Genomic DNA, 15,049 nt, shown 5'->3' on the forward strand with positions numbered 1-15,049 from the left:
GTTGACTAAATGCTAAATGAGGGCAAAAAGGCCAAACACCACTATTTCACCTGTACATGTTATTTGACCAATTTGAACATAAACTTCAAAATAAAAAAGTGCCGAAATTACGGCACTTTTTTCTGTTTTTTTAATTTATATTGTAAAGTCTGTCTCGGGATCTCTAATAGTTCAGCAGCTTGCTTGACATTTCCTTGACTTCTCTCCATCGCAATTGAGATTAACCTCTTTTCTAGTTCTTCTAAGTTTTTCCTTAATGACAGAGTTTCAACCTTATTTCTTTGTTTTTGATTATTTCCTAAAAGGTGTTTTAACATAATTGGCAAATCATCGGTACTTAGTAAATCACCTTCACAAATATTTACCATATATTCAATCGTATGTTTTAATTCACGGACATTGCCTGGCCAATGATATTCTAAGAAAAGTACCTTCAAGTCTTTGGTTAAGCCTTTTATCTTCTTGTTTAGCCTTTTGTTATAATCATGAATAAAAAATTCCGCCAAAAACAAAATGTCTTCTTTCCTTTCCCTTAATGGGGGTAGGGAAAAAGTGAATACATTTAGACGATAATAAAGATCAGATCGAAGACGCTGTTCTTGGAGGGCCAGATTGGGATGGATATTTACAGCAGCAATGATACGGACATCAACCGAAATATTTTCGGAGCTCCCAACCCTTCTAATCATCCCATCCTCTAAAACTCTCAAAAGTTTAGCCTGTAGTTCAATTGGCATCGTATGAAGCTCATCTAAGAAAAGTGTTCCCCCATCTGCCAGTTCAAACAAACCTTTTCGTTCTACCGCCCCAGTATAGCTTCCTTTTGCCGTACCAAATAAAATACTTTCAAGAAGCGTTTCAGGAATAGCTGCACAGTTTTGGGCAATAAATGGTCCATTTGAACGGAGTGATTCATAATGTATACCTTGTACAAATAATTCTTTTCCCGTTCCACTTTCTCCATAGACAAGAATAGGAGAATCCGATTTTGATAGTTTGATCGCTTCATCTTTCATTCTTTTAAAGGCGGTACTTGTCGTTTTCAAGTCATCAAACGTATATTTAACTTTTTTTGTTGCTTTCTTCTTTCTCCCTTTGTTTAAGCCTTTTTGCAAATCCAACAGTCTTTCAGATAACAGCTTCATTCGAGAGTAGTCTTTCGCAATTTCAACAGCGCCAATTATTTCACCGTCTACGAGAATGGGCAAAGTCGTATTAATGGTATCAATTCTTCTGCCGTGCAAATTGTCATAAACTTGTGTCTGATTATAGATTGGCTTTGCTGTTTTTATTACCCTTAACAATGTGCTTGATTCCTCTGTTAGTGAAGGAAATGCCTCGAGCAGATGTTTGCCGAGTACTTCATTTATTTCCATACCATCGTGCCTCGCTGCCACTTCATTATAAAAAATCGTTTTTCCTTCTGTATTAACTACATGGATTCCTTCATCAATACTTTTTAAAATGGCAGCAAGAACTTCCCTGGTCAACGAGGTTAATGGATCCAAATTTTCACCTGCCCTTGCTTTTTTTCAATAGTGCCAAAAATTTGTCATTAACTGCCAACTTTTTAGCAACTTGATAGATTTTTCACCCACATATTCATGTTTTCAAGCTTGTCATAAATATAAACATTATTCATCAATCTGCCCCGATATGCATAGCCAAGCTGATAAAGAACAGCATTCATCCCAAAGGAAAGCGATCTAGCAATGGAATAGGCACAAAATATTCCTCTTCTCTTCAGCTCACCCTCAAGTTCTTTTAGAATCATTTTCATGAGGCCATATTTTCTATGCTCTGGTAGTGTCGCACAATCTGTCAACTCTGCATTTTTGTAAAAATCATTGATTTCTGCTGAAGCAGCGCTTACAATTTCCCCTTGATGAAAATAGGCATAATAGATTGTCCCATCCTTCATCGTCTTAATAATATAATCCGGATCATTCAATGGAGTCGGATAAATTTGGAATACCTGGCGATAAAGGCCAGAAAGCATGGAAGCATGAGATTCATCCAACCTTATTAATTCGTATTCTTTAGGTGGTAACGTCTTTGTTTCTGTTTTATTTAACTGATAGATGCTCTTGATAATTCCGTCTTCCGTAATCCAATGATCATTTTTCTTGCGATCTGCCGAATAATACTTTGAATAAAAATAAGCATCAGATCCGAGAAAATAATGGTCAACCATTGCCTCCGGCTGAAGCCCCCATTCAAAAAACCCAATAGTATCTTCTTTTCTTCCTTTAATAATCAATTTTTCCGCTTGATTTTGTTTGACAAGATCCTCTGCTTTGGAAAGAACTTGATTGAGATTCCCTCGATAATCATCAACTCGAATTCTTTTGTTAAATGGATCAATATAAACCTCCAAATAATAATGATCTTCATTAATTCTTAACGTAAAAGCTAATTGACTCATAATTTCCCCCTTGCTCTGATGGAACATCCTCTGAACCATACTAGTATAATGTCCGGCTATCAATCAGCCGGACATCAATTAATTTCCAATTTACCTCTTAGTCTATCATGAAAAGAACTAATCGTTAACCCCGCACCATTTTAATAGTGTTAATGCAATAATTTCACTGGCAGCAAACATTTCTTCTAAAATAATATGTTCATTCGCATCGTGGGCTAATTCCGTGATTCCTGGTCCAAACACAACGACTGGCGTTCCTCCAATATTAGAAAGAATCCCCCCATCTGTTCCCCACGGACTCGCTTCAATAATAGGTTCATCTCCTTTCACTGATTTAAAGCTTCTAGACAGTTCTTCAATTAAAGGATGATCACTTTCTAAATTACCTGGTAGCCACATAGCGCCAAACCATTCAATTTTTATCGGGTGTTGTTTAAACCACTCATCTTGTTCATTCAATTCTTCCAGACATGCGTGCATTTGATGTTGAGCCTCTTGAATGGTTTCCTGCGGTGCAACCCCCATCCTCCCTTCAATCACTGCAGTATCAGGCACTGAGGAAGGCCACTCTCCGCTCGTAATTTTTCCAATATTAATGGGAATGGGAATCGGGATATTTTCATATAAGGAATCTGTTATTTTGGCATTTCTATCTTTCTCTAACTGTTGTAATCTCTGAATAACTTTTACTGATTTTTCAATGGCATTAACACCTTCGTACCTTGTTCCTCCATGAGCTGCCTTACCTTTTACAGTTATTCTAAACCACATAGAGCCTTGTTGTTTTGGGAAAATTTTCATATTTGTTGGTTCTGGTATGATTGCTCCATCAGCTCGATAACCTTTAAGTACTGCAGCCAATGTACCGGCTCCTCCACTTTCTTCTTCAATAACGCTTTGAAAGATGATATCTCCCTTTAATTTTGTCCCCGTTTCTATAATGGACTCTATAGCCATAAGGAGTGCTACCGTACCGCCCTTCATATCTGTCGCACCTCTGCCGTAGAGTCTTCCGGATTCAATATGTCCACTGAATGGATCATGTTCCCATCTATTCCTGTCCCCTACCGGAACTACATCAATATGACCATTGAGGATCATCGACTTTCCTCCCCCGGTCCCTTTTAGTACGGCAACTAGATTGGGATTACCTTCAAAATCTTTCCGGTCACAGCAAAAAGCAGGGTGATTTCTCAACCCATCTCCACCAATTTCCCAAATATCCAGTTTCATCCCTAATTGGCGGCACTTTTCTATTATTACAGCTTGAGCACTACTTTCATTTCCACGTGTACTGTTTTCTTGAACCAATCTTTGTAACAGCCTTGCACCTTTTATCCTATTCTCTTTCAACCATTTTCTAATTCTTATTTCATGATTTTTCACATTGCATCCCTCCTTTTGGATAAATACATCGATTAATATGGGATATACCTCAAATTATCGCTTATTTTAAAATCACAGCCCGTGTTTTTAACTATGTTTTCAATATTGTAAGGGGGAAATATTTCTGTCATAACCAAGTTGTGTTCCGTAACTTGGAAAACAGCAAGTTCCGTTACAATCATGTCCACACAAGCTGATGATGTTAATGGAAACGTACATTGTTTAACAATCTTTGGGTTTCCCTGTTTATCACAATGATTCATGACGACAATCACTTTCTTTGCTTTTTGAGCCAGCTCCATTGCACCGCCCATTCCTGGAACCCTTTTTCCTGGCACGATCCAGTTGGCAAGGTCTCCTTTTTCACTAACTTGAAGGGAACCTAATATCGTCATATCTACTCGTCCCCTACGGATCATTCCAAAAGCTATGGAACTATCACAATAGGATCCTCCTGGTTTTAATGTGACTGGGAAGCCTCCAGCATTACAAAGATTTTCATCTTCTTCCCCTTTTTGCGGGCTTGGTCCCATCCCTGTGATACCATTCTCTGCATGGAACATGACATTGATATCTTCGGAAAGAAAATTGGGGACAAGCGATGGAATACCAATTCCAAGATTAACAACCATGCCATTCCTTATTTCTTCTGCAGCCCTACGTGCGAGTTTGTTTCGTATTTCTACTCCCATGCCCATTTCCAGTCGCCCCCCTTTGACGGTATCACGTGATCAACGAAAACCCCTGGGGTGACAATTTCTTCTGGATTCAATCTTCCAAGTGGAACAATTTCCCCAACTTCTGCAATGGTAATATCTCCTGCCATTGCTACAAGAGGATTTGTATTTCGAGCACTTTTATCATAAATTAAGTTTCCATATTCATCCGCCTTTTTTGCATAGACAATCGATACTTCTGCAGTCAGGGCCGCTTCCACCAAATATTTCTTTCCATTTAATGTATATACCGGTTTGTTTTTCGCAACAATTTCATTATCTACCCCAATATCTGAAAGTATTGCAGGGATTCCAACCCCGCCGGCCCGGATCCTCTCCATCAATATCCCCTGGGGTGAAAACTCTACCTCCAGCTTTCCTTCTTGCATAAACTTACCCGCAAACGGATTAGAACCAATATGTGAAGCAATCACCTTTGCCGCTCGTTCTTGACTAACTAATTTTCCTATCCCAATATGAGGGAACCCAGTGTCATTCCCAATGAGTGTCAAGTTCCGAATTCCTTTTTTTAAGATTCCTTCAATGAGGGTAGGTGGGGAGCCTACTCCTCCAAACCCGCCAAACATGATGGTCATGCCATCATGGAAGTATTCCAATACCCTCTCCAATGTTGTGATTTTGCCAAATTGGTTATTCATTCATAGTCACCAGCCTTTCCTGATAGGTTCATAGACTTTGAAAAGGCTGAAAATGTATCTCTTATTAATTGGATCAACTCCATTAATTCCTGCTCATTAATGGTTAATGGTGGCGAAATAATAATGGAATCACCATTTACACCATCAATACCTGAACCAGATGGATATACGATGAGACCAATCTCCTTAGCCAGTTCCACCATTCTTTGAGTAACAAATGCTTTTCGTGGAAAAGGTTTTTTAGTATGCTGATCTTCCACAAATTCAATACCTAACAATAACCCCTTACCTCGAACATCACCAATAAACGAATAGGAATCTTTCATTTCTTCTAATTGTTGTTTTAAATAATTTCCCTTCTCTTCTACCTGTCTCATAATCTTATGTTTTTCAAGATATTCAAGTACAGCTAGTGAGATGGCACAAGACTGTGGATTTGCACTAAGAGTATGTCCACTCATAATCGATTTCGAACCATTGAGTATTGGCTCCATTACCTTATCCGAGGCAACAGCAACCGCAATCGGAGCATATCCTGCCCCCAATCCTTTTCCTAAAGTAACAATGTCAGGTAGTACTCCCCAATGTTCACAAGCAAGCATTCTTCCTGTTCGTCCTGACCCTGTCATGACTTCATCGGCAATAAAGAGGATTTCATATTTATCACATATTTGTCGGATAATTTGAAAATAACCTTCAGGTGGAGAAATTGCTCCTCCAGCTGCTCCAATAATTGGTTCAGCGATAAAAGCAGCGATGTGTTCTGGACCAATTCGCTGAATAACGGTTTCAAGTTCCTTTGCGCATAGGAAACTACAAGATGGTGCTTCAAGATTATAAGGGCAGCGATAACAATAAGGAGGATGAATAACAGGAAAATCCTCAAGGAGAGGAACAAACCTTGCTCTTCTACTCGTATGCCCTGACATCGAAAGCGCTCCCATTGTAATTCCATGATAACTGACCCATCGGGATAACACTTTCGTTTTTGTGTGGATTCCTTTTTCCTGCCAATACTGAATAGCCATTTTCATAGCCGTCTCAGTCGCTTCGGAACCACTATTTACGAAAAAACACCAATTAAGCTGACCAGGTAACAGGGCAGCTATTTTCTTAGCTAACTGCTCAGCTGCTTCACTGGTAAACTGAGAGCGATACACAAAAGATATTTTTTTGGCCTGTTCATTCATTGCCTCAATAATTTCCGGGACCCCATGTCCGATATTGGCTGTTACTGCGCCAGAAGCACCATCCAAATATTTCTTCCCTTCTTTATCAAATAAATAGACCCCTTTTCCATAGTCAATTACAGGGTACACCTGGTCGAGTATTGGTTTGATTAAATGGGAACGTTTCACTTCGAATACCACATCCTTTATAAAAATACAAAGGTACAATAGGTTGTACACCAATAAGATGGTCCCTTATAAAATTGTATGATGGATTTTTTCGTTTCTTTCTTCTATCAATCCAATCTTTTACTTTTTATTTGGGTTATTATAGAATATCAAAGAGAATAAAGAAGGAATGAAATAGATGAGTGCAATTAAACAAATTCAATCAAAATCAAGAGAAATATCCACGTTCCAATTAATAGTGATCTTTTATTTATCAGCATTAATCATATCTACACTTTTATTAATGATACCCTTTGCCCATCGCCCAAATGTACATTTAAGCTTTATTGATGCCATGTTTACAGCAGCAAGCGCGATAAGTGTAACAGGTTTAAGTGTCATTTCTGTGAAAGATACTTTTAGTAATTTTGGGATCTTCTTATTATGTCTCATACTTCAATTAGGCGGCCTTGGAGTTATGTCCTTAAGTACATTTCTTTGGGTAATGCTTGGGAAAAAAGTCGGCTTAAAAGAAAGACAACTAATTATGATTGACCATAATCAATCCAATTTATCTGGGTTGGTTCAGCTAGCCAAGCGAATCTTTATTATCATTGTTACAATTGAATTCATAGGGGGAATTATTTTAGGGGTTCATTTTTTAAATTATTATGATAATGCCTTAACAGCGATGAAGCACGGCTTTTTTGCTTCTATTAGTGCCACAACAAATGCAGGTTTTGATATTACGGGTGAGTCATTAATTCCTTTTAAAAATGATTACTTTGTTCAAATCATAGTGATTTTCCTAGTTATCATTGGAGCCATTGGTTTCCCAGTCATTATTGAGGTTTATGAATTCTTAATCACCTTAAAAAACAAGAAAAAATTTCATTTTAGCCTGTTTACAAAGTTAACAACACTAACCTTTGTTATACTTACTGTATTAGGCGGCATATTCATTTATCTTTTAGATATAAATCATTTTTTTGCTGATAAAAATTGGCATGAAGCGTTTTTTTATTCCTTTTTCCATTCAGTTACAACGAAAAGTGCCGGCCTAACAACGACCGATTTGAATGAATTCACACCAAGTAACCAACTCTTTATTTCCATTTTAATGTTCATAGGTGGTTCTCCAAGTAGTGCTAGTGGTGGGATCCGTACGACAACATTTGCCATCGTTGTCTTGGCAATCATCTTTTATGCTCAGGGAAAAGGGACCATAAAAGTGTTCAAGAGGGAACTAAAAGCAGAGGATGTCTTAAAGTCTTTTGTTGTAATAATGACCGGTTCCATTTTATGTTTAATATCGATTATCATTTTGTCCGTCACAGAAAAAGGGACCATTTTAGAAATTATTTTTGAAGTCAATTCGGCATTTGGTACGAATGGATTATCTATGGGATTAACCCCCGAACTAACAACTTTTGGAAAATTTTTGATTATTATTTTAATGTTTATTGGTCGGGTTGGAATAGTTACCTGTCTCTTAATGCTAAGAGGGAAAGGAAGAAAAGAAACCTTCCATTACCCAAAGGAAAAAGTCATTATTGGATAAGAAATTTGAAAGAGGGTGTTCCAAAGGAACACCCTCTTCTTTCATTCATTAATATTTTACTACCACTGCACCAATGATAATTAATAAAATGAATAAGACAACAATTAACGCAAATCCACCATAACCGAAGCCATATCCATAGCCATACCCATAAGCAGGATATCCGCAGCCTCCGTCATATCCATATCCATAATGCATAATTACATATCACTCCTCAATCATATTTCTATTCCTTGTTACTTTATGTTATAGGTGCTTGACCTGTCTATGTATTCGCCTATATGATGAATACGATTATGAATTGGGGAGTGAAATCATGAAAAGCATCTTGAAGAGTTTTATTAACGGAATCTTAACGATCGTCCCAATAATTCTCGTTATTTATGTTATTTATAAAACATTTATTTTTTTAGATGGATTGCTCGGCAATACTTTAAAACCATACTTGAAGGAAGATTATATTCCCGGTATCGGCTTACTATCCACTATCATCCTTATTACACTTTTAGGATGGCTCTCTACAAAATATATTACGGGAAAAATTATTAAAATCATTGATCGTCTACTTGAAAAAATTCCTGTCGTAAAAACTATATACTCCGTGATAAAGGATACCATTCAAAGTTTTCTTGGAGATAAAAAATCATTTTCAAAAGTTGCATTAGTAACGATACCTGGTACAGAAATGCGTAGTATCGGTTTTATTACTTCTGAACAATTAGAAGACCTATACAGCCCATTAAAGGATCATATCGCTGTCTATATCCCGCAAACCTTTCAAGTAGCAGGTTTTACATTTTTAATCCCTAAAGATCAAGTGGAAATTATTAATGTAAAACCTGAAGATGCAATGAAATTTATCCTTTCCGGAGGAATGACCTCGATCAGAAAGCAAAAAGTAACTGAATAATAAATAGAAAAAATAGCCGCTGATTATAGCGGCTTTTACTCAAATAGCTTTATATAATCCCCATACCCTTCCTCAGCAAGCCTTTCTTTCGGGATAAATCTCAAGGCTGCAGAGTTAATGCAATAACGGAGACCGGTTGGAGCTGGTCCATCGTTAAACACATGTCCCAAATGAGAATCAGCTGTTTTGCTCCTCACTTCTGTCCGAATCATAGAATGGCTGTAATCTGCCTTCTCAATGATTTCCTCTTTATTGAGAGGCTTGGAAAAGCTTGGCCAACCGCAGCCAGCATCAAATTTATCAAGTGAACTGAATAACGGCTTTCCAGACACGATATCAACATAAATGCCTTCTCTGGTTTCATTCCAATATTCATTATGAAATGGAGGTTCCGTTCCATTTTTTTGCGTCACTTCAAATTGCATGGGTGTTAATTTTTTTCTCAGCTTTTCCATATCTTTTTCTTTCACTTGTTATTCCCCCAATGCTTTTGAATAAAACCTGCACGCCCTGATCCGATATGATATCTTTCATAATGAGCCGGATTCTTTTTATAATAATACTGATGGTATTCCTCAGCTGGATAAAACGGCTTTGCTGGTAATATCGGTGTGACAATAGGTTTGTTAAACCTGCCGCTTTCCTCCAATGCTTTTTTTGATTCCTCCGCAAGCTCTTTCTGGGTTGGGTTATGGTAAAAAATAGCAGTCCGATAAGAGTGCCCTCGGTCATGAAACTGGCCAGTCGGATCTGTCGGATCAATTTGCTGCCAAAATATCTCTAATAGTTTTTCATACGGAAAGACTTTCGGATCATACGTAATTTGGACAGCCTCATAATGACCGGTTGTATCGGAACATACTTGCTCATAGGTTGGGTTTTCTACGTGCCCTCCTGTATAACCGGAAATAATACTTTTAATACCGGGCTGTTCATCAAATGGCTTTACCATACACCAAAAACAACCGCCTGCAAACGTCGCTAGCTCGTATTCTTCGTTCATCGTTTTACACCCCATTTTTTGCAAAAATATTGCCATCTCTATTTTATTTAACTTACTGGAACAAAAATGAAAAAGGAAATCCGATCATTTTTTAAATCAATCTGATCTACTTGAATTTTCATATCACTCTTGAGGTTTAACTGTTGCATATGAACATAAATTTGTTTATCATTTGGCCTAATTTCAACACCTTTTGGCAGTTTATAATTTTCACTGATAAATTTCAGTACATAAGAAATCGGAAGAGGCAGGTTCCCAATGGACATCGATTTTTGTATAAGGACCAAATCTCCATTTTCAAGTGCTTTAGGTACAAAAGTTAATTTCATATTTACTTCTTGACTAAATACTGGCAATGATCCATATAATTCCACATCATCCCCTAATAATACCCTATATTCAATTGGGGAATCTGCTGCCTCTTTTTTTATATAATGATTGATGAGCTGATTTAAATCATATTTATTTGAATGTACTTGGAATGAAACATAATTATTATCATCTTTGGATTTCACATTCTTTATTTCCTGATCCGGAGTTAAAACAAGTGAAAAAATAATTATTGCAAATAAAAGGTTTGCTCCCAACAGGATTAGAAACCCTATTTTCCATTTGTTTTTCATAAAAATCTAATTCTCCTCTTTAGTTACCATATACGGCTTCTTTTCCATATCCGGCAGAACCTTACTTTCTAGTGTTTCATTGAGTCTATGGGCAATCAATTCATATCCTTTGTCATTTGGGTGGAAATTATCGCTATAAAGTAAATTTTCATCTGAATTAGTAAACAAATCTTTAATACCGACATAATATGCATTTGGATATCTTGAAATCACTAATTGCGCTGTATTGTTCCACTCAGAAACAATTTCATCAAATTCTTTAATATCCGAGAACCATTTAGAAAATGGATTATATAAACCTACTAATACAATCGATACATCTGGGTTCTCTTGTAGGATTGTTTCCATAATTTTACTTAGGTTATTTTCGAAAACTTCCTTCCCTTTCATAAATTCATCAATTTGAAGATGATAAAAATTATCCTTCACCACTTGCATAATATCATTTCCACCAATAGTAAGGATGACCAAATCTGCCTTTTGCAATACTTCTTTCATTTCATTTGATTGAAGTCTTTTTAATAGCTGATCAGAACGGTTTCCCTTTACACCGTAATTATAAAAATCTACCTCTTTGATATGTTCTTCTTCTTCCAACATGGATTCTAAATATGGTAAATATCCACCCTGACCTGTGCTATCACCTACGCCAAGTGTTAATGAGTCCCCTGCTGACAGCACCGTTAAGGTAGATGGAGATTCATTTGCAGGAATCGTTTCATAAGCTTTTGCTGTCGTTTCCTTCGATTGTCGAATGGCTTTCTGTTCAATTTTAAAGCAAGAGCTTAAGAAAATAGTGGAGATTATGAGAAGGGGGAGTAATTTTTTCATTTTATCACCTGCCTTCTTTAGCTTATGTTTATTATAACATGACAATTTTTATACAGAACAAACATATACTATATCTTATTCCCAATAAAAAAAATAGACCATTGTATTGGTCTATTGTAACTTTTTAATATCAGAAATAATTGTTTCGTAAGGTACGTCCTTATATAAATCATATGTTTTTTTAATTTTTCCATCAGGTCCGACCAAGTATACATAAGTTTGATGTATAACCTGATTGCCTTCCTCTGGTTTTTTCACGATTGTTTTGAATGTCTTCCTTGCAAAGCTTTCAATAAATTCCTGGGAATAACCTGTTAAAAAAGTCCAATTTTTTAAATCTGCATTAAATTGTTGCGCATAAGCTGTTAATATTTCAGGTGTATCCACTGAAGGGTCGACGCTAAATGAAACAAATTCAACGTTTTCAAACCCTTCCTCTTTAACCATTTTCTGTAATTTCGCCATATTTGCGGTCATCGGAGGGCACACATCTCCACAGTTCGTAAATATAAAGTCTGCAATCCATGTTTTCCCTTCCAAATCCTTTAGGGAAAATGTCTTATTATGATTGGTTGTTGCTGAAAAATCTTCAACATCCCAATTTAGGGCATTTTTGATTTCTTTTTGACCACATGCAGCCAATAACAGAGTAGAAATAACAATTAATAACATAGCCAAACGATATTTCATATTATCACCTTCATCCACTTCATTTACATCCGTGATTAGTGTAACAAAGTTTCAAATAAGAAAAAAGGAAAAGAATTTTAGTCAACATTATTTATCTTTAAAATTTGAACAAAATGTTTCAGGAACCCTCAATTTATGGTATGATGAATGAACATTCAGTCATTTTTCAAGAAAATTATTAATCTTTTCTACAAATTTGTGAGGTGATTCAATGATGGATCGAATCGGACCGATATTCATTGTGGAAGGACCAAACAACAGTAAAGTCCCTTATTCCAGAAGTCTTTATCTAGATTGTTCTGAAAAAATTTTAATTGATTCTGGTGCAGATGCTACCACTCTTCTCCATCTCGATCATGAACTGGGGGTTAATCTAATTTTCAACACCCATTACCATCCAGATCACACACAGCACAACTATTTATTCAAAAATGCTGTAAAACTAATCAACCCAATTGAATATGAAACAACAAGAACGTTAGATGGTATCGCCCGTGCCTATGGAATCTTTCAAGAATGGGGCCAATCAGCAATAGAAAAATGGAAATCATCCATTCCACAGAAATGGATGGAAAGCCTTCGTGAAATTTCCGGGTCGTATGAATATGAAACCGAATATCAATTTGGTAAAGAAAAGATCATTTTTTTACATACTCCTGGACATACAAGTGGTTTTTCCTGCCCATATTTTCCTGAATTAGGTGTCGTCTTTACTGCAGATTATGACATGACCTCATTTGGTCCATGGTATAACGGTGCCGATGGTGAGATAGAAGATTTTATTGCATCTGGACAACGGCTACTGTCCCTTGATGTAAAAACATATATCACGGGTCACCAAAAAGGAGTATTTACCAAAAATGAATATCATCAGGCGATGAAAACTTATCTTTCCATCATTGATCGACGTGATGAAATCATTGAACGATATGTTCAGCAAGGTTTAAATTTTAATGAAATTTCGGAAATTGGTATTTTCTATCCTAAAAATGCGTTGCAAAAAAATCCAATACTAAAAACATGGGAGCGTAGCGGAATCCGTAAGCACTTAAAGCGTCTTGGATATTCCATTGAAGAAAAGGCAAATGAGATTATAAAGATGTAAGACATAAATAAGAGCATCGGTCAATCCGATGCTCTTTCGTTCTTTATGCATTATTTTTTAATTCATCCATTCGAAACAGCTGTTCATAATCTCTCCATTTCATAACCTTCTTCAAGTACTCCTTAAAGGAGTAGCACTTCTTCGGGCTTTGCTCCTTATAGATGGATTTAATAAACATTTGCAAACGGACTTGGATTAAAAATTTAAAAGTACTATCGTCCTCCAATACAGGAATATCCATAACTTTAACCTTCTGTCCAACTACATTTTTGAACTCCAGGCTTTTCAATAACAAAATATCAATCCTCTTTTTCACCCGTTTGACTATATTATACACCTTTTCCCTATCGAAATCTGTCTAAATGTGCTTGAGGTAGAGATTATTTTTGTAATTGAATACTACTAACGGTACAAAGATGTTATTCATCACTATTAAATTTTGAAAATCTACTAGATATTTGTATTTCTTATCAACCTGTAAACAGTTTGTATTTATACATAACAATTAACATTGAAAGTAAATAACTATACTTCTCGAGTAATCCTTTTTCTCCTATGAATAAATTCCATAACAATACCAATTAATACGAAGGCTGCCCCTAAAATAATTAAGTTAAATGAATTGGTACCTGTTTTAGGTAACTTTGCCCCATCCATTGGGAATAGTTCACCTAATGTTCCTTCTACAAATAATTTAAATTGAATTTCACATCCAAGACCTTGGTAATCATTTCCTAGTTCTTCAGGTACAATTACAGTGAAAAATAATTGATCGGAATCGTTTTTACCAATAAACCTTGGCTCCAATTTGTTAAAATCTTTTAATTTTCCTTCAAATAAAACATTATCCTTATCAGCAACCTTCAACTGTAATTCATTATAGAATTTATCAGAACCATTAACCATTTCACTAGTAAGAAAATAATTAAAATCCTGATGTCCATTATTTTGGATCGTTAATGTTCGATCCATCCAATCCCCTGGTTTAAGATTTGTAACATTAAATAAAATATCTTTTGGGAAGGTGGCAATATCAATTTTTTTCATTGATTCAGCTTTCGTATTTTTAGAAAAAAGAAATATTAATAAAAAACATAGGAATAAGCTAGTTAACTTTTTTATCAAGGTTAAACCTCCTTCACGGAACATCCGAAATAATAGAATAGGAGGAAGTATCACTTCCCCCTTATATATATTTTTTGAGTTTATATTGGCTTTTCAATGTTGTCTGCATCAGAAGATTTACGTATTTTATTCTCTAGTTGAGATAATGTTCTCCATATTGAAATTCCCGAATATAAAACTAATAAAATTCCTGGAAGAATTAAGAGAAGAGCACTACCCGTTTTCGTTTTTGTATAATCTGCCAAGTATCCTAAATATGGAATCGTAAGTCCAGTATACTCTGCTACAACCATGTTTGAAGGAACCGGAGTCATATCCACTGTTTTATTATTATCCCCTTTTGTTTGATAACTGACTTCGTTACCATCCTTTAATACCTTTATCACTCTGTGGGTAACAACTACATCATCACCAGTTTTATATGTGATAATGTCTCCTTTTTTAAATCGTTTCATATCTCCACCTGGTTTTACTACTATAATAGAACCTGTTTTAATATCAGGCTCCATTGAACCTGAAAGCACCGTTTTTAATTGGTAACCAAATATAGAAGGTTCTCCTCCGGATGCCTTAGAAGTTATAACAGCAATAAAAAATAAAATTAATATAAGAAACATTATTATCGTTACTGAATTACTAATTAATCTTTTCAATTTCATGATATCACCTATTTTTGGG

General features: G+C 35.9%; 18 protein-coding genes. 3 read left to right on the forward strand and 15 right to left on the reverse strand.

The genetic code is table 11. The features are described from left to right. Window positions 1-107: 107 nt before the first annotated feature. The 6 genes from G4Z05_RS08610 to G4Z05_RS08635 form a co-directional block, all read right to left on the reverse strand. A complete protein-coding gene (locus G4Z05_RS08610; RefSeq protein WP_163251495.1) occupies window positions 108-1,508 on the reverse strand; it encodes a sigma-54 interaction domain-containing protein in 1,401 nt (466 codons plus the stop codon). A gap of 62 nt (window positions 1,509-1,570) precedes the next feature. Further along, on the reverse strand, window positions 1,571-2,425 hold the full coding sequence (gene ablB, locus G4Z05_RS08615; RefSeq protein ID WP_163251497.1) for a putative beta-lysine N-acetyltransferase: 855 nt from the start codon (window positions 2,423-2,425) through the stop codon (window positions 1,571-1,573). A 117-nt stretch (window positions 2,426-2,542) separates the two neighbouring features. After that, a complete protein-coding gene (locus G4Z05_RS08620; RefSeq protein WP_163251499.1) occupies window positions 2,543-3,811 on the reverse strand; it encodes a peptidase in 1,269 nt (422 codons plus the stop codon). 32 nt (window positions 3,812-3,843) lie between these two features. Continuing rightward, a complete protein-coding gene (locus G4Z05_RS08625) occupies window positions 3,844-4,509 on the reverse strand; it encodes a 3-oxoacid CoA-transferase subunit B (protein WP_163251501.1) in 666 nt (221 codons plus the stop codon). Then, complete coding sequence (locus tag G4Z05_RS08630; RefSeq protein ID WP_163251503.1) at window positions 4,494-5,186, reverse strand: CoA transferase subunit A; 693 nt, start codon at window positions 5,184-5,186, stop codon at window positions 4,494-4,496. Before G4Z05_RS08630 ends, G4Z05_RS08625 begins: the two co-directional genes overlap by 16 nt. Then, a complete protein-coding gene (locus G4Z05_RS08635; RefSeq protein ID WP_163251505.1) occupies window positions 5,183-6,544 on the reverse strand; it encodes an aspartate aminotransferase family protein in 1,362 nt (453 codons plus the stop codon). Before G4Z05_RS08635 ends, G4Z05_RS08630 begins: the two co-directional genes overlap by 4 nt. 178 nt (window positions 6,545-6,722) lie before the next feature. Between G4Z05_RS08635 and G4Z05_RS08640 the strand changes: the two genes are divergently transcribed. After that, entirely contained in the window at window positions 6,723-8,084 is a 1,362-nt protein-coding gene (locus G4Z05_RS08640; protein WP_163251507.1) for a TrkH family potassium uptake protein, read from the forward strand. Window positions 8,085-8,132: 48 nt separating this feature from the next. On the opposite strand, the gene G4Z05_RS08645 is transcribed toward G4Z05_RS08640, so the two are convergent. After that, complete coding sequence (locus G4Z05_RS08645) at window positions 8,133-8,282, reverse strand: YjcZ family sporulation protein (protein WP_163251509.1); 150 nt, start codon at window positions 8,280-8,282, stop codon at window positions 8,133-8,135. Window positions 8,283-8,400: 118 nt separating this feature from the next. Here G4Z05_RS08645 and G4Z05_RS08650 point away from each other — a divergent pair, with 118 nt between their 5' ends. After that, entirely contained in the window at window positions 8,401-8,994 is a 594-nt protein-coding gene (locus G4Z05_RS08650; protein WP_163251511.1) for a DUF502 domain-containing protein, read from the forward strand. A 35-nt stretch (window positions 8,995-9,029) separates the two neighbouring features. On the opposite strand, the gene msrB is transcribed toward G4Z05_RS08650, so the two are convergent. From msrB to G4Z05_RS08675, 5 genes are all read right to left on the reverse strand, one after another. Continuing rightward, window positions 9,030-9,449, reverse strand: a complete 420-nt coding sequence (gene msrB, locus G4Z05_RS08655) for a peptide-methionine (R)-S-oxide reductase MsrB (RefSeq protein WP_163251626.1) — start codon at window positions 9,447-9,449, stop codon at window positions 9,030-9,032. An 11-nt stretch (window positions 9,450-9,460) separates the two neighbouring features. Further along, entirely contained in the window at window positions 9,461-9,997 is a 537-nt protein-coding gene (msrA, locus tag G4Z05_RS08660) for a peptide-methionine (S)-S-oxide reductase MsrA (protein ID WP_163251513.1), read from the reverse strand. A gap of 47 nt (window positions 9,998-10,044) precedes the next feature. Continuing rightward, window positions 10,045-10,620, reverse strand: a complete 576-nt coding sequence (locus G4Z05_RS08665) for a YpmS family protein (protein ID WP_163251514.1) — start codon at window positions 10,618-10,620, stop codon at window positions 10,045-10,047. A gap of 6 nt (window positions 10,621-10,626) precedes the next feature. Beyond that, window positions 10,627-11,451 carry an SGNH/GDSL hydrolase family protein gene (locus G4Z05_RS08670; protein ID WP_163251516.1) on the reverse strand — a complete coding sequence of 275 codons (825 nt, stop codon included), beginning with the start codon at window positions 11,449-11,451 and terminating at the stop codon, window positions 10,627-10,629. 111 nt (window positions 11,452-11,562) lie between these two features. Further along, window positions 11,563-12,141, reverse strand: a complete 579-nt coding sequence (locus G4Z05_RS08675; protein ID WP_163251518.1) for an SCO family protein — start codon at window positions 12,139-12,141, stop codon at window positions 11,563-11,565. A gap of 214 nt (window positions 12,142-12,355) precedes the next feature. Between G4Z05_RS08675 and G4Z05_RS08680 the strand changes: the two genes are divergently transcribed. After that, window positions 12,356-13,246: an MBL fold metallo-hydrolase gene (locus G4Z05_RS08680; protein WP_163251520.1), complete on the forward strand. Its 891-nt coding sequence runs from the start codon at window positions 12,356-12,358 to the stop codon at window positions 13,244-13,246. 43 nt (window positions 13,247-13,289) lie between these two features. On the opposite strand, the gene G4Z05_RS08685 is transcribed toward G4Z05_RS08680, so the two are convergent. The 3 genes from G4Z05_RS08685 to sipW all read right to left on the reverse strand — a co-directional run bounded on the left by G4Z05_RS08685 (window position 13,290) and on the right by sipW (window position 15,030). Then, window positions 13,290-13,541, reverse strand: a complete 252-nt coding sequence (locus G4Z05_RS08685; RefSeq protein WP_163251521.1) for a DUF2535 family protein — start codon at window positions 13,539-13,541, stop codon at window positions 13,290-13,292. A gap of 230 nt (window positions 13,542-13,771) precedes the next feature. Next, the gene (locus G4Z05_RS08690) at window positions 13,772-14,371 is read right to left on the reverse strand and encodes a TasA family protein (RefSeq protein WP_163251523.1); all 600 of its coding nucleotides are present in this window, start codon (window positions 14,369-14,371) and stop codon (window positions 13,772-13,774) included. A gap of 80 nt (window positions 14,372-14,451) precedes the next feature. Beyond that, window positions 14,452-15,030: a signal peptidase I SipW gene (gene sipW, locus G4Z05_RS08695; RefSeq protein WP_163251524.1), complete on the reverse strand. Its 579-nt coding sequence runs from the start codon at window positions 15,028-15,030 to the stop codon at window positions 14,452-14,454. Between the last annotated feature and the right edge of the window lie 19 nt (window positions 15,031-15,049).

The organism is Neobacillus thermocopriae, assembly GCF_010975035.1.
GTDB classification, from domain to species: Bacteria; Bacillota; Bacilli; order Bacillales; family Cytobacillaceae; genus Neobacillus; species Neobacillus thermocopriae.

Coding starts and splice junctions, on each gene's coding strand:
- ablB (WP_163251497.1), bottom strand. CDS start 2,425: ATGAGTCAATTAGCTTTTACGTTAAGAATTAATGAAGATCATTATTAT.
- G4Z05_RS08625 (WP_163251501.1), bottom strand. CDS start 4,509: ATGGGCATGGGAGTAGAAATACGAAACAAACTCGCACGTAGGGCTGCA.
- G4Z05_RS08630 (WP_163251503.1), bottom strand. CDS start 5,186: ATGAATAACCAATTTGGCAAAATCACAACATTGGAGAGGGTATTGGAA.
- G4Z05_RS08640 (WP_163251507.1), top strand. CDS start 6,723: ATGAGTGCAATTAAACAAATTCAATCAAAATCAAGAGAAATATCCACG.
- G4Z05_RS08645 (WP_163251509.1), bottom strand. CDS start 8,282: ATGCATTATGGATATGGATATGACGGAGGCTGCGGATATCCTGCTTAT.
- G4Z05_RS08650 (WP_163251511.1), top strand. CDS start 8,401: ATGAAAAGCATCTTGAAGAGTTTTATTAACGGAATCTTAACGATCGTC.
- msrB (WP_163251626.1), bottom strand. CDS start 9,449: ATGGAAAAGCTGAGAAAAAAATTAACACCCATGCAATTTGAAGTGACG.
- msrA (WP_163251513.1), bottom strand. CDS start 9,997: ATGAACGAAGAATACGAGCTAGCGACGTTTGCAGGCGGTTGTTTTTGG.
- G4Z05_RS08665 (WP_163251514.1), bottom strand. CDS start 10,620: ATGAAAAACAAATGGAAAATAGGGTTTCTAATCCTGTTGGGAGCAAAC.
- G4Z05_RS08670 (WP_163251516.1), bottom strand. CDS start 11,451: ATGAAAAAATTACTCCCCCTTCTCATAATCTCCACTATTTTCTTAAGC.
- G4Z05_RS08675 (WP_163251518.1), bottom strand. CDS start 12,141: ATGAAATATCGTTTGGCTATGTTATTAATTGTTATTTCTACTCTGTTA.
- G4Z05_RS08680 (WP_163251520.1), top strand. CDS start 12,356: ATGGATCGAATCGGACCGATATTCATTGTGGAAGGACCAAACAACAGT.
- sipW (WP_163251524.1), bottom strand. CDS start 15,030: ATGAAATTGAAAAGATTAATTAGTAATTCAGTAACGATAATAATGTTT.